This is a genomic window from Acetobacter senegalensis, from assembly GCF_001580995.1.
Lineage (GTDB): Bacteria > Pseudomonadota > Alphaproteobacteria > Acetobacterales > Acetobacteraceae > Acetobacter > Acetobacter senegalensis.
Genome location: NZ_LHZU01000147.1, coordinates 43,288 through 67,459, shown reverse-complemented (window position 1 = coordinate 67,459; position 24,172 = coordinate 43,288). Strand labels below are relative to the sequence as shown.

At 50.4% G+C, this 24,172-nt stretch carries 18 protein-coding genes; 9 read left to right on the top strand and 9 right to left on the bottom strand.

The features are described from left to right. The first annotated feature begins 153 nt into the window (after positions 1-153). Positions 154-5,394 (top strand): Hint domain-containing protein, encoded by a 5,241-nt coding sequence (locus AD948_RS16045; RefSeq protein ID WP_061472671.1) that lies wholly within the window; start codon positions 154-156, stop codon positions 5,392-5,394. Between the two features lie 178 nt (positions 5,395-5,572). Here the strand turns inward: AD948_RS16045 and AD948_RS18250 are convergent, their stop codons facing one another. Then, entirely contained in the window at positions 5,573-5,836 is a 264-nt protein-coding gene (locus tag AD948_RS18250; RefSeq protein WP_156479072.1) for a hypothetical protein, read from the bottom strand. 167 nt (positions 5,837-6,003) lie between these two features. On the opposite strand from AD948_RS18250, the gene AD948_RS19015 reads away from it, so the two are divergent. Further along, the gene (locus AD948_RS19015) at positions 6,004-6,435 is read left to right on the top strand and encodes a transposase (protein ID WP_082782487.1); all 432 of its coding nucleotides are present in this window, start codon (positions 6,004-6,006) and stop codon (positions 6,433-6,435) included. A 243-nt stretch (positions 6,436-6,678) separates the two neighbouring features. Here the strand turns inward: AD948_RS19015 and AD948_RS16035 are convergent, their stop codons facing one another. The 6 genes from AD948_RS16035 to pxpB form a co-directional block, all read right to left on the bottom strand. After that, complete coding sequence (locus tag AD948_RS16035) at positions 6,679-9,162, bottom strand: TonB-dependent receptor plug domain-containing protein (RefSeq protein WP_061472670.1); 2,484 nt, start codon at positions 9,160-9,162, stop codon at positions 6,679-6,681. 319 nt (positions 9,163-9,481) lie between these two features. Continuing rightward, positions 9,482-10,702 (bottom strand): MFS transporter, encoded by a 1,221-nt coding sequence (locus AD948_RS16030; RefSeq protein ID WP_061472669.1) that lies wholly within the window; start codon positions 10,700-10,702, stop codon positions 9,482-9,484. Positions 10,703-10,826: 124 nt separating this feature from the next. Then, positions 10,827-11,747 carry a DMT family transporter gene (locus AD948_RS16025; protein WP_408736074.1) on the bottom strand — a complete coding sequence of 307 codons (921 nt, stop codon included), beginning with the start codon at positions 11,745-11,747 and terminating at the stop codon, positions 10,827-10,829. 62 nt (positions 11,748-11,809) lie between these two features. Continuing rightward, positions 11,810-12,571: a LamB/YcsF family protein gene (locus tag AD948_RS16020; protein ID WP_061472668.1), complete on the bottom strand. Its 762-nt coding sequence runs from the start codon at positions 12,569-12,571 to the stop codon at positions 11,810-11,812. Continuing rightward, entirely contained in the window at positions 12,568-13,575 is a 1,008-nt protein-coding gene (locus AD948_RS16015; RefSeq protein ID WP_061472667.1) for a 5-oxoprolinase subunit C family protein, read from the bottom strand. The genes AD948_RS16020 and AD948_RS16015 overlap by 4 nt, the downstream gene beginning before the upstream one ends. Continuing rightward, on the bottom strand, positions 13,572-14,273 hold the full coding sequence (gene pxpB / locus AD948_RS16010; protein ID WP_061472666.1) for a 5-oxoprolinase subunit PxpB: 702 nt from the start codon (positions 14,271-14,273) through the stop codon (positions 13,572-13,574). Before pxpB ends, AD948_RS16015 begins: the two co-directional genes overlap by 4 nt. A gap of 295 nt (positions 14,274-14,568) precedes the next feature. Here pxpB and AD948_RS16005 point away from each other — a divergent pair, with 295 nt between their 5' ends. From AD948_RS16005 to AD948_RS15990, 4 genes are read left to right on the top strand one after another with little or no spacing between them, the layout of a single operon-like run. Beyond that, positions 14,569-15,321 carry an SDR family oxidoreductase gene (locus AD948_RS16005; RefSeq protein ID WP_006557295.1) on the top strand — a complete coding sequence of 251 codons (753 nt, stop codon included), beginning with the start codon at positions 14,569-14,571 and terminating at the stop codon, positions 15,319-15,321. 5 nt (positions 15,322-15,326) lie between these two features. Next, a complete protein-coding gene (locus tag AD948_RS16000; RefSeq protein WP_061472665.1) occupies positions 15,327-15,794 on the top strand; it encodes an acetyl-CoA carboxylase biotin carboxyl carrier protein in 468 nt (155 codons plus the stop codon). Beyond that, a complete protein-coding gene (gene accC / locus AD948_RS15995; protein WP_061472664.1) occupies positions 15,791-17,158 on the top strand; it encodes an acetyl-CoA carboxylase biotin carboxylase subunit in 1,368 nt (455 codons plus the stop codon). The genes AD948_RS16000 and accC overlap by 4 nt, the downstream gene beginning before the upstream one ends. After that, on the top strand, positions 17,158-17,628 hold the full coding sequence (locus tag AD948_RS15990; protein WP_006557292.1) for an acetyl-CoA carboxylase biotin carboxyl carrier protein: 471 nt from the start codon (positions 17,158-17,160) through the stop codon (positions 17,626-17,628). Before accC ends, AD948_RS15990 begins: the two co-directional genes overlap by 1 nt. Before the next feature lie 111 nt (positions 17,629-17,739). On the opposite strand, the gene AD948_RS15985 is transcribed toward AD948_RS15990, so the two are convergent. Beyond that, entirely contained in the window at positions 17,740-18,942 is a 1,203-nt protein-coding gene (locus AD948_RS15985; RefSeq protein ID WP_061472663.1) for a pyridoxal phosphate-dependent aminotransferase, read from the bottom strand. 371 nt (positions 18,943-19,313) lie between these two features. On the opposite strand from AD948_RS15985, the gene nac reads away from it, so the two are divergent. Beyond that, complete coding sequence (nac, locus tag AD948_RS15980) at positions 19,314-20,255, top strand: nitrogen assimilation transcriptional regulator NAC (protein ID WP_006557290.1); 942 nt, start codon at positions 19,314-19,316, stop codon at positions 20,253-20,255. A 29-nt stretch (positions 20,256-20,284) separates the two neighbouring features. Here the strand turns inward: nac and AD948_RS18890 are convergent, their stop codons facing one another. Continuing rightward, a complete protein-coding gene (locus tag AD948_RS18890; RefSeq protein WP_276325362.1) occupies positions 20,285-20,410 on the bottom strand; it encodes a hypothetical protein in 126 nt (41 codons plus the stop codon). A 543-nt stretch (positions 20,411-20,953) separates the two neighbouring features. Between AD948_RS18890 and AD948_RS15975 the strand changes: the two genes are divergently transcribed. Next, positions 20,954-22,513, top strand: coding sequence for a carbohydrate porin (locus AD948_RS15975; RefSeq protein WP_082782486.1), 1,560 nt, complete (start codon positions 20,954-20,956; stop codon positions 22,511-22,513). An 87-nt stretch (positions 22,514-22,600) separates the two neighbouring features. Further along, positions 22,601-24,013: an MFS transporter gene (locus AD948_RS15970; RefSeq protein WP_248846069.1), complete on the top strand. Its 1,413-nt coding sequence runs from the start codon at positions 22,601-22,603 to the stop codon at positions 24,011-24,013. Positions 24,014-24,172 lie beyond the last annotated feature (159 nt).

Genomic DNA, 24,172 nt, shown 5'->3' with positions numbered 1-24,172 from the left:
CACATCAGACAAAGCCGCCCATTAGAATAAAATATGAATTTTTTATGTATTTTTTAAGTCAAAGACGAAAAGAAGTTGACTTACAGATATCAATGCAAGGAATGTGTCTGAATATCTTAATTCACATTCAAAACGACCTTCGGAATCAAAGTAATGGCGTCCAAGCTCCTCATCAATGAGTTTATGTTTAACCCAAGTGTTTCTGGTGACCCTGATGAATTCATTGAAGTAAAAGGAGATGCGTCCACTGACTACAGTGAATGGTCTATTATAGTTGTTGATGGTGACGGTACTGCTGCCGGAAAAATTGATAACGTTTTTCAGGTTGGAACAACTAGCAGTGACGGCTACTGGGCCACACCGTTCCTGACAAATACTTTGCAGAACGGCACACAAACTGTCCTTCTGGTCAAAGACTTCACTGGCAAGGTGGGAGATAACGTCGATACGACCAAAAGCGGCACCTTCACATCCACGCCGTGGTCTGAAATCGGGGATACCATTGCCGTCTCGGATGGCGGAAAAGGCGATCCAACCTACGCCGATGCCCCCGTTCTTACCGGCGCACGTGCAGCCGGGGCCTCCCGCATACCCGATGGCACAGATACGGACAGCGCGTCTGACTGGGTAGCAGATGACCCTTCCCTGGCTGGTATTGACGGATACGGAACGACAGCGGCAGCTGGTACCGTGCTGGTCACCCCAGGCGCAGCCAACAATGGAACAAATAGCGGTGGCTCTGACACCGATGACAATAGCGGATCTGACGGGTCTGATACAGGCGGCGGAAACAGCGGTTCTTCCGGGAATGATGGTACGGGAAACACCTCCCCCCAACAGCTAACCGTTCAGCAGATTAACGGAACGGGCTATTTCAGCACCTACGCCAATAGTTCAGTCATGACGACGGGCGTGGTAACGGCTGTTGATACAAACGGTAGCATTGGTTTCTGGATACAGGAAAGCACAAAAGACAAGGATACCGTTGGTAGTTCCGCCATTTTTGTTTACGCTGGCAAAGATGCAGCATTGCCAACGGTCGGCACAACAGTCTCGGTTACAGGGACGGTAACCAATTACTCCGGCACCTCATGGGAGAAATCTCTAACGCTGCCGGAAATCAACCTTGTTTCCTACACGGATACCGGCGCATCCTACACGCAGGTCGCCCCCACCCTGATCGGCCAAGGTGGAGAGACTGTTCCGGCCAGTTCTTATCTGGGTGATCTGGCGCAGGCCATCAACCTCAATCAGAGCACAGCAACACTCAGCCCGGATACTAACGCGCTCGATTTCTACCGGAACCTGCTCGGGCAGCTTGTCACCCTGAACAACGTCGTGGCGGTTAGCGCTTCTTCAGGGAATGCCGTGTGGGTTGTGCCAGATAACGGAAACGGCCTGTTAACACCAACAGGCGCGCTTCAAAGCACAGAAACCAGCATCAACACGCAACGCGTTGAGCTCTATTATGATAGCGGTGTGACCCCCGGCACAGCACCAAGTGTGGAACTGGGAGATTCCCTGGGCAGCGTTACCGGCATCTTAACATACTATAACGGTATCTACGAACTGGTTCCCACCACGCAGGTTACGGTTATTCATACCGAGCAGGAAAAACCTGTTACCTCTTTCCACAAAGATGATCAGAATCTGCTGATCAGCGATTATAATATTGAGAATTTCAACGCGCTTGACCCGGCCAATGCAGACCGGCTGAAGCAGGTTGCGCAGATCATTGTTAAAAACCTTGATAATCCAGACATTCTTGCTCTTCAGGAAATTCAGGATGACAGCGGAACCACCAATGATGGCACCGTAAGCGCAGAACAAAATCTTGCGGCTCTTGTGCAGGCCATTGCGGCTGCCGGTGGCCCTACCTATTCCTGGGCGGAGGTCGATCCCGCCAACAATACACAAGGGGGTGTATCAGGCGGCAACATTCGCAGCGTATATCTCTACAATGCGGATCGGGTAACGCTGAAAGCGCCCGTCACCACCATTGGCAACGAGGAACTGAACGGTACGTTCAAAAACACCCGCCTACCGCTGGTCGGGACATTTGAATTCAACGGCAAGGATGTCACTCTCCTCAACGTCCACCTGTCCTCACAGGCCGGTAGTTCCGAACTCTACGGATCGACACAACCTCCGGTCAATCACGGTGGCACCACAGCAACCGTCAACAACCGGATTGCTCAGGCTGAATACATTACAGACTACGTCAACAGTCTGCGTCAGCAGGACCCTGATGCAAAAATCGGGATTCTGGGCGACTTCAATGATACGGAATGGAGCGACGCCAATACGGTTTATACCAATGGCGGCTTGACGGACATGAGCTCCAAGGAAGACGCTTCCAACCGCTATACCTATATTTTTGAAGGAAACGCCCAGTCTCTGGACCACACAATCGGCACCTCTGCTTTTGCTGATGCCGGACAGTTTGAAACCGTGCATGTCAACACGGGCTATCTGGATGCTGAATCTGACCACGATCCATCCGTAACGCTTCTGGAAATGTCAGACTACAGCGCCAGCAGTGGAGAAACACTTGCCAATACAGTTGTCGCAAACGGGCAAACGGCTGTCGTCAAAACGGGCGCCAGTGCAGCAGATATCTCCGTAGCAGATGGTGGGCGTCTGGCACTTTATTCCGGCAGTTCTGCATCTAACATTCAGTTGTCCAGCGGTGCACAGATTGATCTGCCAGAACTTGCATGGTCTGATAACGCGACCCTCAGCCTGACAGATCCGTCCACCCTTAAGGTCTCCAACGGGACAGATACCTACTCCATTGCCCTTGATGGAAACTATGATGCGGCCTTTTTCTCCCTTGCGGCGGATGGAAGCGGCGGAACTGAACTGCTGACAGAAGGCACGCCCTGTTATTGTCGCGGCACATTGATTGAAACAGATCACGGTCCGGTTTCTGTTGAGTTTCTGAAGATTGGCGATCTGGTCAAAACACTCCAGAATGGCTTCCGTCCAATCAAATGGATCGGCCGCCGCAGCTATTCCGGACGTTTTGCCGCCGGGAACAAGGAAATTCTGCCTGTGGTCTTCCGCAAGGGATCCCTTGGAAACGGGCTGCCTACTCAGGATCTTTCCGTCTCCCCGCTGCATGCAATGTATCTGGCCCATAAACTGGTGCCCGCCATGACGCTGGTTAACGGTGTGAGCATCATTCAGGCAGAAGCCATGGATGAAGTGGCCTATTTTCACATCGAACTTGAAAGTCATGACGTCATCTTTGCCCACGGTGCCCCATCGGAAACGTTTGTTGATGATGACTCGCGCGGCATGTTCCTGAATGCCTCTGAATTCCAGGTACTCTATCCGCAGGATCAGAAGGTACCGGCTCAGTATTGCGCCCCTCGTCTGGAAGAAGGTGTGGAACTGGAACAGCTCCGTACAGACCTGCTGCGCCTGACCGGAATGCACACCCTGAAATCTGTTGGCACACTTTCAGGGTATATCGATACCGTGTCACACACCATTGTTCAGGGATGGGCGCGGGATAGTGCATCTGAAGAACCAGTCCGGCTCTCCATTCTGAATAATGGCGTGACGATAGGTGAGATTATTGCCAATCAGCCCCGCGCAGACGTGGGAAGCTCCTGTGGTTTCCGTTTTGAAATCCCCGGCGGACTTTCCCCCTTTGAGCGCCACGTTATTGAAGTGCAACGCATGGAAGATAGTGCCCCTCTTAAAAACAGCCCATGGATGCTTGACCTGAACGAAGAGATCCAAGCCCCGCTTTACACCACACAGCCCAATATCAACCTTGAGTCTTTTGAAGGCTACCTTGACGCTGTCGGCCGTGAGCAAATTCGAGGATGGGCCTGGAACCCGACAACCCCGGATACACCTGTTGCCATTCAGATACTGGACAATGGCAAATTGATTGCCACCACAGTTGCAAATGGCCTTCGTCCTGACGTGGAATTGAGTGGGCGTGCTCTACGTTGCGGCTTTGACGTCATTCTGCCTGTGGGTCTTTCCCCATTCAGCCGTCATGTCATTGAAGTTCGGCGAGCAAGTGATGGCATGCTCCTCAGTCATCCACATGTTCTGGAACCAGTGGATGCGTTTGATCCTGCATTTGCTCAGTCCGTCAGCCGTGCAGTCAAGGCCGTCAGCAAGGAACACCGTAAAGATGTGCTGTCCTTTCTGCTTGCACAGGTAGAACAGTTGACGCAGGAACACGCTCAGGAAACGAGTGGCAAAAAACAGACAGCTCTGCATTCAGCCCATGCTCGACGGGGATTGAAAGAAGCCCGCCCGGCCAAGATGTGCCGAGCGCTCGTCATTGATACACAACGGCCAAACAAGGGCAGAGACGCGGGTTCACACGCTATCCTCTCCCACATCACTGCTCTGCAAGACCTTGGGTATGACGTAAGTTTTGTGGCGGCAGACCAGATGGAAGGTCCAGATCATCTCGACAACACACCGGATGTTACCGTGCTGACGGCCCCCTTCTATCGCTCCGTAGAGGACGTGCTGTCTCGTCAGAACAACAGTTTTGACATCGTTTATCTGCACCGTGAGGAGATTGCCTCCCGCTATATGGGGCTTACCCGACGCCATCAGCCCAGAGCTCGGATTATATATAGCGTGGCTGATCTCCATTTCCTGCGCACACTCCGCCAGGCACAGATAGAAGCACGCCCTGAACTGATTGCAGACTCCCGACGCTTAAAATTGCGGGAATATCAGGCAGCCTGTCAGGCAGATATTGTTCTGACCCATTCTCCGGCTGAAGCAGCTCTGCTTGAGGACGCTCTTCCACTGCTGAATACGGCAGTCATTCCATGGTCTGTTCCCTTGAAGGTTCATGAGAACAGTTTTGAGCAACGCAAGAACGTGCTGTTCCTGGGGAATTACGCCCACGCCCCCAACGTGGATGCCGCCCGCTGGCTGGTTGAAGAGATTATGCCTCTTGTGTGGCTTAAAGACCCTTCAATCAAATGCCTGATTGCTGGCACCAATATGCCCGCCCGCGTACGTTCATTGCAAAAAGAAGGCGTAGATATTCTCGGAGAGGTTTCCGATCTGGACGCGCTTTTCTCCACTCTGCGCCTCAGCATTGCCCCCCTGCGTTTTGGTGCCGGGATCAAGGGCAAGGTTCTGGAAAGTTTGTCCTACGGTGTGCCCTGTGTCATGACACCAATTGCAGCAGAAGGTTTGCCGCTAACAGCGGGTCTCCATGAAAATCAAGGAGAGACAGCGCAGGAATTGGCTGAACAGATCTTACAACTCCATAACTCTCAGCCCCACTGGTGCAGAGCATCTATTGAAGGACGCCATCTGATCAGAATGACCTATAACCAGGAGCAAATCACCTCCCTTCTGGAAGACGCGATAAAATCAGAAGCCAGAAAAGCTAGCTGAACAAACCCAAGAATTTTTCTCTAAAGCCGCTTCTTCTGAAGCAGCTTTAGAGCACACTGCGAATAGATTGGCTCGCGAGATTCCCTGAGGGCGCGGGACATACTTCAAGATGAAGGCTGGCGAAGGCAGCCAGCCTTCATACCGAAAACTTACCCGCAAGATTTACGAGACCGCGTGACTAACGCGGTGCAAAATGACGGCATAAGTTATCGAGGCACGCCGCTCTGGCATGAGCGAAATCTCGTCGATCAAATGGGTTCAGGGCGCAAAACACGTGGACGATCAGTGTTGCGCCGACACGGCCGGACATCATTCTTGCCGAACCAGAGCTGAAAGAGCCTAGCTGCTGGCCATCATTGTTTCCGAACATGATGCTGCATTGTCCGCCCAACTGCGCGACGAGCGTGGCATTCCGGCGGAACGCCGGAATACTGTCACCCATTTTTCAATCCAAAGGGACGAGCTTCAAAAAAGCGTAATGTCCTATTAGCCAGATCGACCTGAGCCCGCATGTAAGCGAAATTCTGGAAGCAACGGCGGGCTGCTATAGATCCCACCATCTGGTCTTCATCGACGAAACATGGGCCAAGACCAACATGACGCATTCGCATGGTCGCTGCTGAAGCGCGGACAGGCTGGGAGCTAAGGCCTCACACGGTCGCTGGAAGACACCGCCCCTTCTTGCCGCTTTGCATCATGACCGGATTACCGCACAGTGCGGGCTCAACGGTGCTATCAACGAGCGCAGTCCATGCCCATATCGAACAGTCTCTGAATCTAAGGCTCAAAGCTGGCGAGATCGTCGTGCTCTACAATCTCGGCAGCCACAAGCACGGAGCCGCTCGCAAAGCCATTCGCGCCGTTGGTGTCTGGCTAATTTTTCTGCCGCCGCCCTACAGTCCCGATCGCAATCCAATCGAACAGGTCTTTGCCAAACTCGAGACCCAGCTATGGAGGATCGCTGAACGATCCATCGTGGCAACGTGCAAACGTATTGGCTCACTTCTCAAATGCTTCTCAGCACAAGAATGCGCTAATTAGCTCCTGAACTCAGGATACGCATCAACCTCATCACACGGTGCTCTAAACTATCCCGTCCGTCCGCAATCTCATATCAGTTTTCGGTATGACAGCATGCATGCAAGACATCAGGACACTGTTCCCACGTTGATGATCACAAAAAAGCCGCCGCAAATCAGTTCCCATGAGTTGGACAACCGATCTACAGCAGCTAACATTATCATTTTTAAATTCGTTAGATTCCAGATCTGGAATTTACAACCTTTAGAAATCTAATGACGTTTTTACGTAATACATTCCACCACTAAACCCATAAGGAGAATAGGAGGCATATTTAGCCAAGCCCTGCTGTGTGTTGGCAATAGAGCTGGGAACACGCGTTGGGTGTTTATTCCCCACATTATTAGCGCCTACACCCACCGTCCAACGCGGCAGAATTTTATAATCAACTTCAAGATTGGTAATAAAACCTGGGTTCTGCTGGAAAGGCACGCTGCCTGCGCCGGTTGGAGCTGCCATATAGACAATAGAGCCATAGCGTAGTTCCTGCACAGAAGCCGACCATTTGCCGCGTGTCCAGTTCACACTGATCTGTTCACGGTTTTTGGGAGCAGAATGCAGAACCATCATCTTGGTATACTCATTTACCAGATCAGATTTTGCAGACCGGATCTCATTATCCGAAAAATTGATGCCCATAGCAAAACGAAACTGCCCGAGTTTTGCCGTATGCAACGTATAGTCCGCGCTAAAATCCCCGCCAAATGTCTGCGTGTTATACAGATTAGCATAATAGGACAGTGATGTTGCGCTTTCCAGATTTGCGTTTTTCAGCAACTCCAAAAGTTCGGAATCATTCTGGCTAACCGAATAGGTTTTTGTGCTGCCCATTCTGCCGTTGATGGCAATGTAATACAGATTGCCCGTAACATGAAAATCATCAACCGGGGTTGCATCAAACCCAATGGAATAGCTGCGTGAATATTCCCCTTTCATGCTCCCGGCACCAAGATACTTGGCAATGGCGCTGCTCGCCGGAATCTGATCAACCGTATAACCGGGATACGGGGCGGAATAGAAATAGGACAGCGCGCCCAACGTTGGCGGACGATACCCGGTATTCACATTGGCACGGATAGCCCAACGTTTGTTAAAGTTATAGCGTGTTCCAACAGACCCCGTTTCGACAGTAGCAATGTTGTTATAGCTCCCAACACGGCCACCTAGAGTCCATTCCCATTTTTTGGTTACATAGAAATCAAGATTGACATTCCCCTCGTAAACATCACGGTTCTGGTAGGTTGCTGCCATGGGCACATTACCCGGATGGTCCGTCGCACCCATACCGCTCCAGGAGGCTGTCTCACCTTCAAGCATCTGAAAAGTATCGTGGCGATATTCGCCTCCAAACCGCAGATTGATTGGACGAGGCGCCCAGTCCGGCCGGAACGTACGGGACCCGCGCAAACCTGCTGTCAATTGAGTTGCAATAGATGCACCATCATAAAACGATGTCTGGGTACTGCCTGGGATAGAAACGTTTTCAGAGTTTGTTGTTCTGTAATCCTGTTTATCTCGAGCGTAAGTAATATAGGCATCCCATGCAAAGCCAAATTTACGCGCCTTGATGCCATTGTCTGTCTCAAAATCAAGCTGATCCATGGCAATATAAGGCTGATTACCATCTGGGTAGAGCTCGGGGTTGATCCATTGGTCAGAACTGGTATTGGCCCGATAGGTTTCCGGCACATTTGCACGGCGATGAGAAAAAGTCGATGTACTGTAGAAATTGAAGTCACGTGCCATCGGCACCGACATATTTTCGCTGATGGTCTCCAGTGTGGATTTAGGAATACCTAGACCACGCTGAACATTGCGATTAGCCGTCTCGTTTCTGGAATCATCAAAAAGCGTCCCATAAAAATCGCCACCCCGCGTTGTGGGAAGCTGATGGGAAACCTGTGCAGCCAGATCAAGATAACCACCATTACGACCCAGAGCCATACCGTAATTGGCAGAACCATCCAGAGCCTGGCCATCCCCGGCGTAATAACCGCTATTTTTAAAATTGATTGTACCACCATGAGTATCATGCTTCAGCACAATATTCACAGCGCCTGCAATGGCGTCCTGCCCATATAGCGCGGATGCGCCCTCTGTTACTACTTCAATATGGTCAATCGCAGTTACCGGGATAAGGGAAATATCAGCCGGTTCACTTCCCCAGTTGGTGCCAGAGTTCGAGTTAAAATTCGCACCAATATGACGACGGTGGCCATTAACGAGGATCAGGGTATCATCCGGAGACTGCCCACGGAGCTGCATGGTCTGCACAAATGAGCTTGCACCGCCACCGGGAAGAGCCGCGGTTGTAATGGCAGGGTTAGCCTGCGCAAGAGCAGAAAGCACATTTGTCTGACCGGTTTTCAGAAGCTCAGCACCAGTGACGACCGTAACCTGCGTTGTGCTATGTTTTGGCGTCGTCGGTGAAAATACGGAACTTCCCGAATGGCCACCCACGTCAATGGACTCCTCCCCTCCCCGCAAGGCGCTCAATTTGCTGCGGACATGTGCGGGTGACGTTTTTACAGGTGCGGCCTTGGTATTTTTTGTCTTTTTTACAATGACCTTCTGCGCCTTCACCTTCTGGGAAGTTACACTTTCTGCAAAACCGCTTCCTGCCGGGAGAAGAGCACCGAACGCTACACTCGCCACGAGTGATAGTTCAAGTTTTGATATTTTGGCCATCGCATCACCCTGAAAACCGGTCGGATTAAGAAACCTTATCTGGTTTCATATGATACGTTTCCGTTATGTTTTGGCGTCATATTGAATATTGATATCTCGCCTTTTGCCCCCTGTCAGAGCGGGATTTTGACTATAAATTTCAATTTATACATATGAAAACTCTCCATAAGATTAACCTTAATCTCATGGAGATTTATTTTTTACATGTGTTTCTAAAAAGAAAGTCATGATAAATTTAGAAAAAATAATGAGTTTTTTGACATTGGTCTATACGCAAAATATATTATGAAAAAACACCAACTTATTAATTTTCCTCGAACTAAGTCATAACAATCGGCTTCCTTACCGTCATCAAAGAAATCAGACCAGCAACAATCAGCGCCACTGCGCACAGGTACCAAGCCATATTAAAGTTTCCCGTCCAGGACACGATATATCCTGTCAGAATAGGTGCCGTAAGACCGAGTGCATTACTGAATGTCAATGTTACGCCTGTAACAGATCCAATTTTATGACCGTCCTGCAACATATCTGCCAACATGGCTGTATTGGCACCGTTTGCCGCAATCAGACAGCAGAGAGAAAGGGAAAGGACTGCCAGAATGGGTGTTTCATCATGAAAGAATGGAAGAAACCCGATCATGGCACTGCCGATAATACAAAAGGCCACAATAAATCGGCGGCGGCTCGCATCCGGGTTGTTTCGGAACACAATATGCTCAGCTATACGCCCCAGAATAACCGCCCCAACAGCCCCCAGAACGTAACACCCAGCTGTACCACTGCCAGACCCAAGAACATTCAAGTGCAATTCATGAATGAGATAGAAAGGAACCCAGGACATAAGCAGAAAGTTCAGAAAATTCTGTGTACACTGGACAACGAGAATCCCACAAAATGTCGAAGACCGAAACAAAGACAGCACTTCTGACACGCGAATGGAGCGAACCCGCGTTGAAGCATCAGATTTATTCGGATTTCTATAAAGTAGCCACCATGCAAGCGCCCAAATCAGCCCCACAACACCGAGCGCCATGAACTCAAATCGCCAGCCAACTTTTGCAATCAGGTAGGCTCCTGCAATTGTACCGCCAGCAAGGCCTATCTGCATGCCAGTCAGCAGGACTGTCATAACGGTACCGCGTTCCTGTGGTCTTGCCCAGTTGCGAACAATCGTCGCGCCCACCCCAAAAGTTGGCGCTTCCCCTACGCCCAGAAGCATGCGTGTTAAGATAAACTGCGTCACATTCCGTGTCATGCCTCCAAGGATCATGGCGCAGGACCATACGGAAACAGCCAGCGTTCCCACCAGACGAGCGCCAACACTATCCAGAAGAATGGTTGAGGGAAGATTCAGGACAAAATAAGACCAGAGAAAACTGGAGGAAACCCACCCCATCTGGACAGAAGAAAGTGAAAATTCGCGGCCAAGATCAGGTAGTGATATGGAAAGGGCTGCACGATCCCCATAACTGATGACGTACATCAGAAAAATCATGCCAAAAAAGACATATCTTGATGAGCCTGCGTTCTTGTTCATCGCTTTTTCACCTTTAAACTCTCGGCCTTAAAAGGCAGCCTTGCATCACACAGATCATCAATATTTTTACGATAACGGAACATTATGAATACAACACACCTGTGCGCATGTATGGAAAGGCTTTTTATTGTGCTCCGGAGGAAGATTCTGATTCTAAAACCACTTTTTGTCGGGACGGCCTTTCATGCCGCAACATCCACAGGCCAGAGCCGATAATCAGAAGACCACCCACAAACATGGTGACGCCTGGAATTTCGCCAAATCCCAACCAGCCGATCAAGGCAGCCCAGACCAGACCACAATAGGCAAAGGGACCAATGGCTGAAACCTGAGCCGAGGCAAATGCTTCTGTCTGCAGAACCTGTGCTATTCCGGCAAAAGCCCCAACAGCAACAAGACATAATAAATCCGCGCGTGTGGGCATATTCCACACGAACGGAAGCGCTGCGGCCGTCGCCGCAGTCATCAAAATGGCCTGCCACATTGCAATAGTCGTGCTTTTTTCCGTAGCCGAAAGCTGACGGATCTGCATGGTTGTCAAAGCCCCTACTGCCCCTTGACCAAGAGCGACAGCGTAAGCCCATGCTGGAACGGTTCCGTGACCATCTCCCAAAAGCCCCTTCCCGCTCGCAACCACAACAACGCCGACAAAACCGATGACTACGGCCACCCAACGCTGAATGGACGGACGCTCATGCATCAGCGGAATAGACAGAAGAATAAGAAACAGTGGTTGCGTGTAAGATAAAACCTGCTGCTCTGCCAAAGGAAGATGTGTTACGGCAATAACCGTCATGATCATACTGATCAGCCCCACAACAGAGCGGATGACATGGCCGCTGAAATGGTGCGTCTTCAGCACAAGGCCACCGCGTAACGCGATAACAACCACAAACGGCAAAGAAAACAGATTCCTGAAAAAAACGATTTCAACAACAGATAATGTTGAACCCGTAATTTTCTGCAATGCGTTGAGAAGTGCCGTAAACAATGTGGCCAATGCAAGCAGATACGCCCCGCGCGCGAGGTTATGTTGCATAGCCATTACCGTTCTGCTCCGGACAGAAACAGAGCACGCCTCTTCTGCCCTTTTCTTTTCAAGACCTGTTATCCTTCAGCACACGCCGAGACTTCTCCGCCCATTGCGTCTATCTGGGATGCGATGGCCTGGGCCAGCTTGTCGGAACCTGGTGTGTCGCTGTGCACAAGGATCGAGCGGGATCTGATAGCCAGATCCTTGCCTTCAATAGTTATCACTTTTCCTGTTTCAAGGAAGGTTTTTACACGCTCTTTCACTTTATCCAGATCATGGATAACGGCACCTTCCAGCCCCCGAGGCACCAGCGCGCCATTTACCTGATAAGCTCTGTCTGCCAGAAACAGGGACCGCACACGCAAACCGGCCTTTCTGGCGGCAAGATCAATAGGCTGCCCCTCCATTGCCAGCATTACGAGAGAAGGATCAATCTGCGCAATCACGCGCGCAAGACGATCAGCCAACTCCTGATCGGCATTCGCCATAGTCCCAAATGCGGCATGATAACTGACATGGCCTACCCTTAACCCATGGCGGGCCGCGATGCCCCTGAGAGCCCCAATCTGGTACGCCAACATGGCTTCCATTTCTTCCGCGCTGACAACCATGGTTCTACGCCCAAACCCCATCCGGTCTGGCAAACCAGGATGCGCCCCAATAGCAACGCCACGCTCTTTTGCAGCCCGAACCACACGGTCCATAATCAGATGATCACCCGCGTGGAAGCCACAGGCGATATTTGCCGACGAAATCACATTCATCAGAGCGGCATCATCCGCTATCGTCCAACGACCAAAGCCCTCGCCAATATCGGCATTCAAATCAATCTTCATGATTTTTTACCGGTCTGGCCGGCATCCCTCCGAATGAATGATTTTCTGTAGAGCGCAGAATTTTCCTGAATACTCTTCAGATACTTTTCTACATCTGCCATGGCCTCAAGGCCCGCGGCGTGGTCACACCGCTGTAACCGCACGAAACTACCGATACGCGCCTGAGCAAGACGCCACAAATCAGCTTCGATCACAGTCGCAATCCGAGGATAGCCGCCCGCGGTGTTTGCATCCGCCATTTGCACAATAGGCTCTCCTGCCGGAGGCACCTGAATAAGGCCGGGAATAACCCCGTAAGATCGCAACTCTATGGGGTGTTTCAGCATCAAAGCCCCCCCTTTAAGCCGGTAGCCCAGCCGGTTGCTTTGCGCTGTAATCTGCCAGGATGTAGACCAGAAACGGGCTTGTGCTTCTTCCGTAAACAAGGCGTAGTCTGTTGCGGGAATAGCGCGCAATGTCACTGTTTTTTCTTTTCCTTCAGCGCATGCGCCAACCAGCCCCTCCGACGGCGGAATAGCGCCGAAACCATCTGGCAAGCATCCACCGGTTCCGACAATCTCATCGTCAACCTCTAGCGGACGCCCCAGATACCCCCCAAAGCCACCACGCAATTGCGTACTCCGAGAACCGAGGACGACTGGAACATTAATACCCCCGCAGACGCACAGATACATCCGCGCGCCTATGACAGGCCGCTCAAGCGTTAGAACATCTCCCATGCGCGCAGTGACAACAGTCCAAGGCAGAATTTTTCTGCCCCCCAGCGTTAAAACGCCTTGGCCGCCCGTCACAACCAGACTGACATCTTTGTCGAAGCGAACTTTGAAAGGAAATGTCTGCACTTCAATGCAGGCAGCATCCGCTACATTCCCAAGAAGGGCATTACCGCATCGCAGTGCCACAGGGTCCATCACGCCAGATGTGCTTACGCCCAAATGGCGATACCCAAACCGACCAGCGTCCTGCACGCTATTCAGCACGCCGGTTTCAAGAACTGTAATCACAACTCAATACTTTCGGCGTAAAAACGGATCTGGTCACCTACGTCAAACAACGCTGGCGGATCACGTTCCGGATCAAACATCACCAAATCCGTAAAGCCGATGGAATTCCAGCCATTCGGGCCCGTCAATGCGGATATTCCAGCCTGCGGGCCACCAATTGTAACCGTTCCCGCCAGCATTTTCAGAGAAGGCACAGATTTGCGCGGTGTTTCCAAACGGGGGTCTAGCCCGTGCAGATACCCAAAGCCCGGCACGCTTCCGAGTGCGCACACTGTATAAAGGGGAGCCTGATGAAGCGCGATAACTTCATGCGGAGACATACCACAATGTTCTGCAACACGCTGCAGGTCAGATCCCAGTTCACCGCCATACCGAACCCCCACTTCAAACAGCCGTCCTTTGATGTGTTTCTCTGGCAAGGCATTCCATGCCTTACGCAGCCAAGCCGCCATATCCTCGGGATTTTCCGGTGGCGTAGAAAAAATCAGCATCAGGTTGGTGACACCCGGCATGACTTCAGCAATATCCGGCCGATCGGCGCAGGCGTCCATTAGGGCCCAGATACGCCGCTGGCAACCAAGCGTGAACTCTCCGGGCGCTTCAAACAGCATGGCCCGTGTTCCGATCATACTGATGGTAGGAACCGCTGCTGAACCAGCAGACTGCTCTGCCCTGAGAGCGGGGATGGTTTCAGTCATGAGCGTCCAGGCAAAGATCTAAGAAGGCTGCCACCAAAAACATTCCGTACGGTGTTACATATTGCGTCCGTAACGATACGGTGAGAGAGCGAATGCTCGCCAACATTATCTTGCTGTGGTGACATACAATAATCTTATGACCAGCACCGGGCCGGAAACATTGGATAATCTTATGACGCAAGACTGAACTGATCTTGGTCAACACAAAATTCCGTCTCTAAGGTGGAATGACTTGTTAAATTCTGGCCTTTTACATAGGGCAGAGCGGCCCACATACATCAGGATATTTTATATCATGACAATACAGCCCTACAGCACAGCACTTGTTACCGGCGCATCATCCGGCATTGGAGCCGCAACTGTCCGCCGCCTGCGGGAACTGGGGCTGGAAGTGCATGCCGTTGCCCGGGACAAAGAACGCCTGACCAAGCTGGCTGAAGAAACCGGCTGTATTGTGCAGGCTGCCAGTGTCGCGGACCTTGATGCCATGGGGGCGATTTTCAAGAACCATGAGATTGATATTCTCATCAATAACGCCGGTCAGTCTCGCACCGGGAACATCACCAACACGACAGAGGAAGACATTGACGGCCTGGTGGACATCAACCTGCGTGCCGTTCTGCAACTGACACGTCTGGCCCTGCCGGGGATGATTGCGCGGGACCGCGGGCACATTGTCAACATTACCTCCATTGCCGGTCATTATGCTTTTGCCGGTGGCAACACGGTCTATCACGCCACTAAGGCCGGCGTGCATTCTCTCTCCCAGCAGCTACGGTGTGACCTGTTCGGCAAGAATATCCGGGTCACTGAAGTTTCTCCCGCCCGTGTTCAGACTGAGGTTTTTGGCCGCCTGATTGGCAACATGGAAGAGGCTCAGCGTCGCTTCTTTGATGAATATGACTCTCTGCTTCCTGAAGACCTGGCAAACTCCATTGCTTTCGCCATTTCTGCGCCGCAGCGCATGAATGTCAGCTTCATGGAAGTTCTGCCCACCATGCAGGTTGTTGGTGGCCTGAACTTTGCGAAGAAAACAGCTAAGTCCTGATAACCATGGATACTCAAGCTCTCAAAGCGCTGATAGACCTGTTTGGCCGTGCTCCGCTCCGTGAGCTTGAGATTGAAGAAGGCGGTCAAACTCTTAAAATCACGCGCTCAGAACAGGCTTCGGCCCCGGCCAGTCCTGCTTCTCCGCTTTCTTCTCCACAGTCAGCTCTGGCAGGATCTCCGTCTGTCGAAACGGGGGCTTCCACATCAGCAACGCAGCCTGAAGCGCCCCCTGAGGCCACGCGCGTTGTAACTGCCCCAATGTATGGTACCCTCCATTTGTCTCCCTCCCCTGATGCACCACCTTTTGTCAGCGTGGGAGACACTCTGAGCGTCGGACAGCAGATAGGTCTGATAGAAGCCATGAAAGTTTTCACCCCGGTCAAATCCGAGGTTACTGGCCGTATAGAAGCCATTTTGGTAACCGATGGCAGTGAAGTTGAGGCTGATCAGCCTCTGATGCGTCTATCATGAGCGACCCGCAGCGCTTCGGGCGCGTTCTGATTGCCAATCGTGGCGAAATCGCCCTGCGTATTCAACGGGCCTGCCGCCAACTTGGGCTGGAAACTGTCGCTGTCTATTCGGAAGCGGATGCCCAGAGCCGCCATGTTCTGGAAGCTGACATCGCATTGTGTATTGGCCCGGCGTCTGCCGCTCGCAGCTATTTGGATGCTGATGCCATTATTCTGGCGGCAAAAGTAACAGGCGCGTCTGCCATCCATCCCGGCTATGGCTTTCTGTCCGAAAATGCCGATTTTGCGGAAGCAGTTGAAGATGCCGGGATTATCTTCATAGGCCCAACGCCAGCTTCCATCCGCCTGATGGGCGACAAGATTACCGCCAAACAGACCATGCAGGCATCAGGGGTGCCCTGCGTGCCCGGCTCAGACGGCCCTTTGCCGGAGAGTGAGCAGGCCATTCTGGCGTTGGCAAATGCAGTTGGCTTTCCGGTTATTGTCAAAGCCTCTGGCGGCGGCGGCGGTCGCGGCATGCGGGTTGTGTGGTCCGCTGATGATCTGATCAAGGCGGTCACCCTCACCCGCAAGGAAGCCCAACAGGCCTTTGGGAACCCGACCCTGTATCTGGAACGCTTCATGCAGAAGCCCAGACACATCGAAATACAGGTTCTGTGCGATACGCATGGTAACGCGCTGTGGCTGGGAGCCCGTGACTGCTCTTTGCAGCGCAGGCACCAAAAAGTGCTGGAAGAAGCACCACCGCCGGGAATTTCACCCGAACTGATTGCAGAAATTGGCGCCAGTTGCGTGCAGGCGTGCCGCAATATTGGCTACCGCGGCGCAGGCACGTTTGAGTTTCTGTATGAAGAGGGTATTTTTGCCTTCATTGAAATGAACACGCGCTTGCAGGTTGAACACCCGATTACGGAAGAAACAACCGGCATTGATATTGTGTGTGCACAGATTGAGATTGCACAAGCCAAACATCTGGCCATCGAGCAAAGTGCCATTCATACCGTGGGCCATGCCATTGAATGCCGGATCAATGCAGAAGATCCTTTCTCATTCGCACCATCTCCAGGCTGTGTGAGCCGTTGGGATGTTCCCGGCGGGGCTGGTATTCGTCTGGACACGCATATTGTGGCCGGAAGCGTTGTGCAGCCATATTATGACTCGCTCATTGCCAAAGTCATTGCACGAGGCGCCACACGGAGCGAAGCCATCCAGCGGCTGAAAGTTGCTCTTGCTGAAATGCAGGTTGAGGCAATCTCGACCAATATCCCGCTCCATCAGGCGCTTTTGTGCGACCCTGCTTTTGAGAAAGGTGGCGTTGACATCCACCATCTGGAACACTGGCTGGAAAAAAGGGAACACTCCTGATGAACACGCCATTATCAATTCCGGCTTTTGACAGCCTTCCGAATTCAGAAGAAGTGATCCAGATCAGCCAATGGCTGAGCGAAGCTGGTCTCAGCAGCCTTGAACTGTCCAATGTGCAGGGAGTACGCCTTCGCATCACTGTGGGAGAGAGCGCCCCCCCTACTCCCGACGCGACAAGCCACACGTTCCCCACACACGGGCAGCCTGAGGCTGCTGTCTCTACCTCTACGGACATTTCTGTTACAGCCCCGTATTTTGGGAATTTGTTACGAAAAAATCCGCTTACAAAGGAAGAATTTGCACCGTCAGGCAGTTCTGTCTGTGCGGGAGAGGTGGTCTCCATGCTGCAAATCGGAGAACTGACTGTCCCTATTACAGCGCCACAAAATGGAACCGTGGTACAGTTCATGGCTGAGGAAGGCGATCTGATCAGCTATGGACAAACCATTCTGACCCTTCATCCTCTTTGATGACAGAAAACTTCTGTCTGGAAATCCGTTAAAAGAAAACCCCGCCTCGTCTCAAAGCGGGGTTTTCTCTGTCCGGCACGTCCCTTTGGATGTGCCTGATATCTTTTTTGCTTATTTCAAACCTGCGACAAACTTTGCAATCCGGTCACATCCTTCACGGAGTGTCTCGACATCGGTCGCATAGGACACGCGAAAAAACGGGCTCATACCGTAGGCTGTGCCCTGCACCGTTGCCACCTGCTGTTCCTCCAAAAGACCCATGACGAAATCTGTATCTGTTGCAATGGTTTTTCCAGCAGCAGAAACCTTATTCATGCATGCACTTATATCCGCATAGACATAAAACGCGCCTTGAGGCTTATGGCACTGAATTCCCGGAATGGCGTTCAGCAGACCGACCACCAGGTCCCGACGGGTTTGATATTCCCGCGCGCGATCTTTCAGGAAATCCTGCGGGCCTTCCAGGGCAGCAACGGCAGCCGCCTGCGCCAGAGTGTTGATACCGCTGGTTGACTGTCCCTGCATGTTGTTCATGGCGGCGATCAGCTTTTTGGAACCACCACAATACCCAACGCGCCAGCCTGTCATGGCGTAAGCTTTAGACACGCCATTAACTGTAAGAACACGTTCTTTCAGACGGGGCTCCACCTGCGCGATCGTACAAAACTCAAACCCGTCATACACCAGATGTTCATAAATATCGTCTGTCATGACCCAGACGTTGGGATATTTGAGCAGGACAGCGGCTATTGCTTCCATATCCTCACGCGGACAGCATGTGCCTGATGGATTGTTCGGGAAATTCAGAATGACCCATTTTGTCCGCTCTGTAATGGCTGCTTCCAGATCATCCGCCGCAAGCCTGAAGCCGTTTTCAACTTTGCAAGGAACCTGAACAACACTGGCCCCGGCCAAACGCGCCTGATCCGCGTAGCTGATCCAGTACGGGGTAGGCAGCACAACCTCATCGCCCGGATTGCAGGTCGCCATGATGGCATCAAAAATGATTTGCTTTCCGCCATTGGCAATCAGGATTTCATCCTGCGCATAATCCAGATTATTTTCGCGCAGAAATTTATTACGGACTGCCTTTTTAAGCGCCGGTTTACCAGCCTGAGGCGGATATTTTGTATCACCCGCCCGTGCTGCCGTCACAGCAGCTTCCACCACATGCGGAGGCGTCGGAAAATCCGGCTCACCCGAGGAAAGACTGATAACCTGAATACCTTCGGCCTTCAACGCCGTAGCTTTATCCGTCATTGCAGCAGAAGCTGATATGGAAATTCCGTTAAGTCGATCCGCTAAACCAGGCATCACACATTCACTCCGAAACTTCTTTGATGCATGCGCACCCTAGAAGGCAAAAAATTATCAATATGAAATGAATTTATGCCTAAGGCCCATGCAGGAGATAGCATTGAAAAGCATCTACCCCCATACAAGAATTCTATGACAAGAAATGGCACGTATATCTTCGCAAACTAGCCATCAAAACTCGGAGAAAACAATCTTCAAAACAAATATTATTTTATATTTTGAGGTTAATTTTCTTTATATAGAAGAAATAACCGATTAAAATTTACAGATATATGAATATATATTCAACGAGAAATTTTTCGCATTTATTGACCATTTACAGAAATTCCATTAAAATCCAACCAAATACGGCGCATGGAGAGGGCAAAATGGATATTCGTCGGTTGCAAGCGTTCGTAAAAATTATTGATATTGGAAGTATTTCTCGTGCTGCCGATATTCTGAATATTGCACAGCCAGCTCTCAGCCAGCAGTTGGCATCGCTAGAAACCGCGTTCAAACAGAAACTGCTGATCCGCAGCAAAATGGGTGTCACCCCAACGGCCGCTGGTCTCGAATTGTATCGCCACTCACAAACCATCATCAAACAGCTTGACCGCGCCATGACTGAGATCAGTAACGGTGCGGGGCCGTTGGTGGGCAAGGTTTCGGTCGGGCTTTCGCCTTACTCTTCAGGTTCCACGCTGTCTCTGGCACTCCTCAAGGAAGTGCGTGAGAAATTGCCGGGCATCACGCTCCACCTGACTGAAAGTTTTGACGATATTTATAGCGAAATGGTCATGACAGGCCGTTTGGATATGGCGGTCATTCATGGGGCTGGACCTATTAAGGGGGTACATTTCACTCCTCTCATGAAAGAAGATTTCTTTCTGGTTGCTCCGGAAAACTCTTCTTTTACAGAGAGCCTCTCTTCTCCTGTCAGGCTCTCTGATCTGACGGAAGTTCCCTTGCTCCTTCCCCCAGACTACAACTTTGTCCGCAAGCGCATTAACATGGCTTTTGCACGCAAACAGATTACGCCAAACATTGTTGCTGAAGTTGAAGCACTGCTGACGCTTCAGGATGCTGTTGCCGCAGGCGTTGGCTGTACAATTCTACCCTGGTCTGTCGCCAGCAAAATTATCGTTCCAGGCAAATCCCGTGTGTATGAACTATGCAGTCCCGTGATTCAGGAGGATGTGTCCCTCTGTGTACCGGAAAGCATTCCAGAAACGGAAGCTGGTCTAGCCGTACGCGAAATTCTCATAGATCTCGCGAAAAACATGGTCGCCTCTCAGAACTGGCCCGGCACTAAAATTATGGATAGCTGACACACTGAGAAGCTGAAACCTCTCCCTTTTCAGGCACAGCAATGCAGCATATGGTCGAAAAAGAATTTAGCCTTTGCATGTTCTGGATAGCCGAAGACATCACGCGACAGGACATCAGTTTGATTGCGCCATTTACGCACCTGCAATCCAACCATCAGTCCTTCAGCCGCATATGTGGATCGAAAGATCACAACAAGGCGCCTCCACAATAACGTTACAGGCAACTCTCCCTAAACAGATCTGACCGCACAATCCCGGTATCGCAGCTATCTTGAGTGGAGAGAAAACCCTTCATCCACGCCTCCTCCCCTCTCCTCAAAATAACTCCCATTGACTTTTTTCATAACAAACTATTTAGTTACATAGACTCGAAGCGAACGTAAAGTATGGAATTCCACATTACGGACGCTTTCTGCATCTCTGGCGTGCTCATCGGGAATCCAAGAATAATCTTGGGAACTCGCTGAGAAATAATTTTTTGGTCTATAACAAAAAGAAAGATGACCAAATGACAAGTCAAACAACATCGCACGAAATATTGTGCATTCACTGTCTGATTTCTTCTCGTATTTTTTACTTTAAGACTCGTTTCTACAATACCCTATAATATGTGACCGATACGATACCGTCACGCATGCATTTACGTTTGATATGCAATATTAAACGTTCGGTTCCGAATTTTGGAACGGGTTACCTCAATGAAAAATCCAAAATCGATAGCAATTATATTTTTGGCTATTATTGTTCTATTGATTCCTTTTGCTCATTCGTTCGCCGCAGATGTACTTTTTACCCCTCGACCGGCAACTGTTTCTACTCAGCGAGAGAAGAACGTCAGCAAAAGGCAAGAGCAAAATCATAAAGAAACAACAGAACACCACCACAACGGATTTTGGGATAACGGAAGTATCGTTCTGTTTATGGAAAAAGATAATGCTGCCGCCTCATCGCAACAACGGCAACGCACAGGGATGGCTGCCAGCGCGTTAGGCTCCGCATGGCCTGAAATACGGATAGTTCCGAAGGATGACCGTATTTTTGGAACGTTAGGGGGTTTGCGCACAAAGCTGGAAAGCCATGGCTTTGCTTTTACACTGACATACCTCAACGAAAGTTTGGGAGATGTGGCGGGAGGAAGAAAGCGTGGTTTTGCGTATTCTCATCAGGTTGTCATGGGGACCGATCTGGACTTTGAAAAAATGATCGGCGTCAAAGGCCTCTCATTCCATATGCTGGGAATACAGCGTGCAGGCCGAAATGTTGCGACTGATTATATGGGCGTCACCAGCCTTATCCAGCCACAGGAAGATTATGGTGCAGGCGGAAACGTGCTTTACAAGCTTGTTTATATGTATTTTGAGCAATCTCTTTTCAATAAAAAGCTGGTTATCGATTTTGGCAGGATGCCTGCGAACATGAAGTTCGGTACATCCTATCTTGGATGTTACGCGTTAAACATGATCACATGTGCTCACCCCTCTGGTCTGTCCAACGTTACAAAATGGCGCTCCTGGCATTTCTCTCAGTGGGGTATCATGGCACGGGTTAATCCAGGCGCACATCTTTATGCCCAGGCCGGACTTTATGAAGTCTCCCCCACGGAAGGAGGCAGAGCCGGATTCAATTTTTCATTTGCACAGGATGGGTTTGTTATCCCTATGGAAATTGGGTGGCAGCCGGAATTTGGCAAAGACAAAATGACAGGCCATTACAAGCTAGGGGGATATGTAGATACATCCAACCATCCCGATCCTTTTACCTCCGTTGATGGCCGACCTAAGCCGATCTCCCAACTACCGGGAAAAACAGAAAGACAGCGTGGTGCCTGGTACGTAGGGGCGGACCAAATGGTTTTCCGTTACGGGAAGGCGGCAAACCAAGGCATTATCCTGTATGGTTTGGCAGGTTGGAATATGGGGGCCTCTCTGCCCAACCAAAGCCAATATACACTTGGCATTATTTCTCAAGGCATGTTTCCTGCCCGTATTACAGACGCAATTTCGTTTTTCTGGACACGACAGGTTGTTAATCGCAAAATTACAAGAATGCAGGAAATGCAGTCTGATATGGGATTACCATTGTTGGGAGGAGTTTCAAAACCGCAAAGCAGTTTTCAGGTTCTGGAACTGACTTACACCGCATTCGTTAGTCCTGGAGTGAAATTTTTTCCTGATCTTCAATATATTATTCACCCCGACGCAAACAGAGTTTACCCCAATGCACTCCTTGCTGGATTCCGTCTTTTGGCTCAGTTCTAAATCACCTTCATATTTCTAAAAATAAAGAATGAGGAATAATTTTTATAAATATCGAATTTTACGTTTTCCTTTTTTGTATAATTCCGTATGAAATTTGTCATACATATTTTTACCTATTGTTGCCTCTCTACAAAACAAGAAAAATCGGAGGACGTTATGGTTGGAAAATATCGATGGCTTATTTGCAGCCTTCTTTTTGCTGCAACAACAATCAACTATGTTGACAGGCAGGTTCTCAGCCTTCTCAAACCTCTTTTGGAAAGCACCTTCAACTGGTCTGAAAAAGATTACAGCTATTTGGTCATTATTTTTCAGGCTTGCTACGCTGTTGGTTTTATTTCATTCGGCAAGTTGATTGACAGGGTAGGAACGCGTCTCGGCTACGCATTATGCATGATGGTTTGGAGCCTTGCTTCCATCGGCCATGCTTTTGTAAGTGGTACAGCCAGTTTCGGGTTCGTGCGTGGTTTACTCGGTTTTGGTGAATCAGGAAACTTTCCTTCCGCTTTAAAGGCTGTTTCTGAATGGTTTCCTGCACATGAACGAACACTGGCTGTTGGTATTGTCACGGCTGGAACAAGCATTGGCGCCATCATGGCCCCGGCGACGGTACCGTGGTTAGCTGTGACCTATGGGTGGAAGGCGACATTTATCATTACTGGCCTGTCGGGTTTTGTCTGGCTTGCCGTATGGCTTTACACGTATCAGGTTCCTGAAACGAGCCCGCGTCTGTCTGCGGAAGAACTGCACTATATACGGCAGAATGCCAGCAACACGGAACTGCCTGAGTTCAAAGGGCGCTGGATTGATCTGCTCAAAATGCGAGCAACATGGGCTTTTGCTGTTGGAAAGTTCATGACAGACCCCATCTGGTTTTTCATTCTCTTTTGGCTTCCCTCATATTTTTCTGACCGTTACCATCTTAACCTTCAGCACCTTGGACTGCCACTGATGGTTGTTTATTGTTCTACCTCTGTCGGCAGTGTTGGTGGTGGTTGGCTTTCTTCTTTTATGGTTAAGCATGGATGGAATGTTGCCAATGCGCGCCGCACGACAATGCTCATCATGGCCCTTCTTGTTGTGCCATTGGCCTTCTCTGCCAAAGTTGACGCAATGTGGCTGATGATCGTGTTACTGAGCCTGGCAGCCGCCGCACATCAAGGATGGTCTGCCAACATTTATTCTCTTCCAGCTGATCACTTTCCTAAGGAAATGATTGCATCTGTTCAAGGAATAGGAGGAATGGCCGGATCAATTGGAGGCATGCTTTTTCCGCTGGGAATTGGCATCTTGCTGGACCACTATCGTCACCTGAACAGTATTACAACCGGCTATTACATTCTATTCACCGTATGCGGGAGCGCTTACCTTACGGCCTGGTGCATCATGCAGTTTCTGATACCCAAACCACCAGTCGCGCAGACGGAATTTAAAAGTGAAAAAAGTAATGCGTCCCCCAAAACAGGCGTAAGACCGACAATGCGCAGGGTAACAATTTGATGTCCTATTGAGAATACAGCAAAAATAGCCTCACTTTTTCAGCTCATGAGCATTCCGTTCTTCCAGCTGCAAACCTGAAAGAGCGGGATCACTGATGCAGGTTTCTTTAATAGTAAGAACTCTTGTCACATAACTCCAAAGAAACAAGCAACTCAGAGG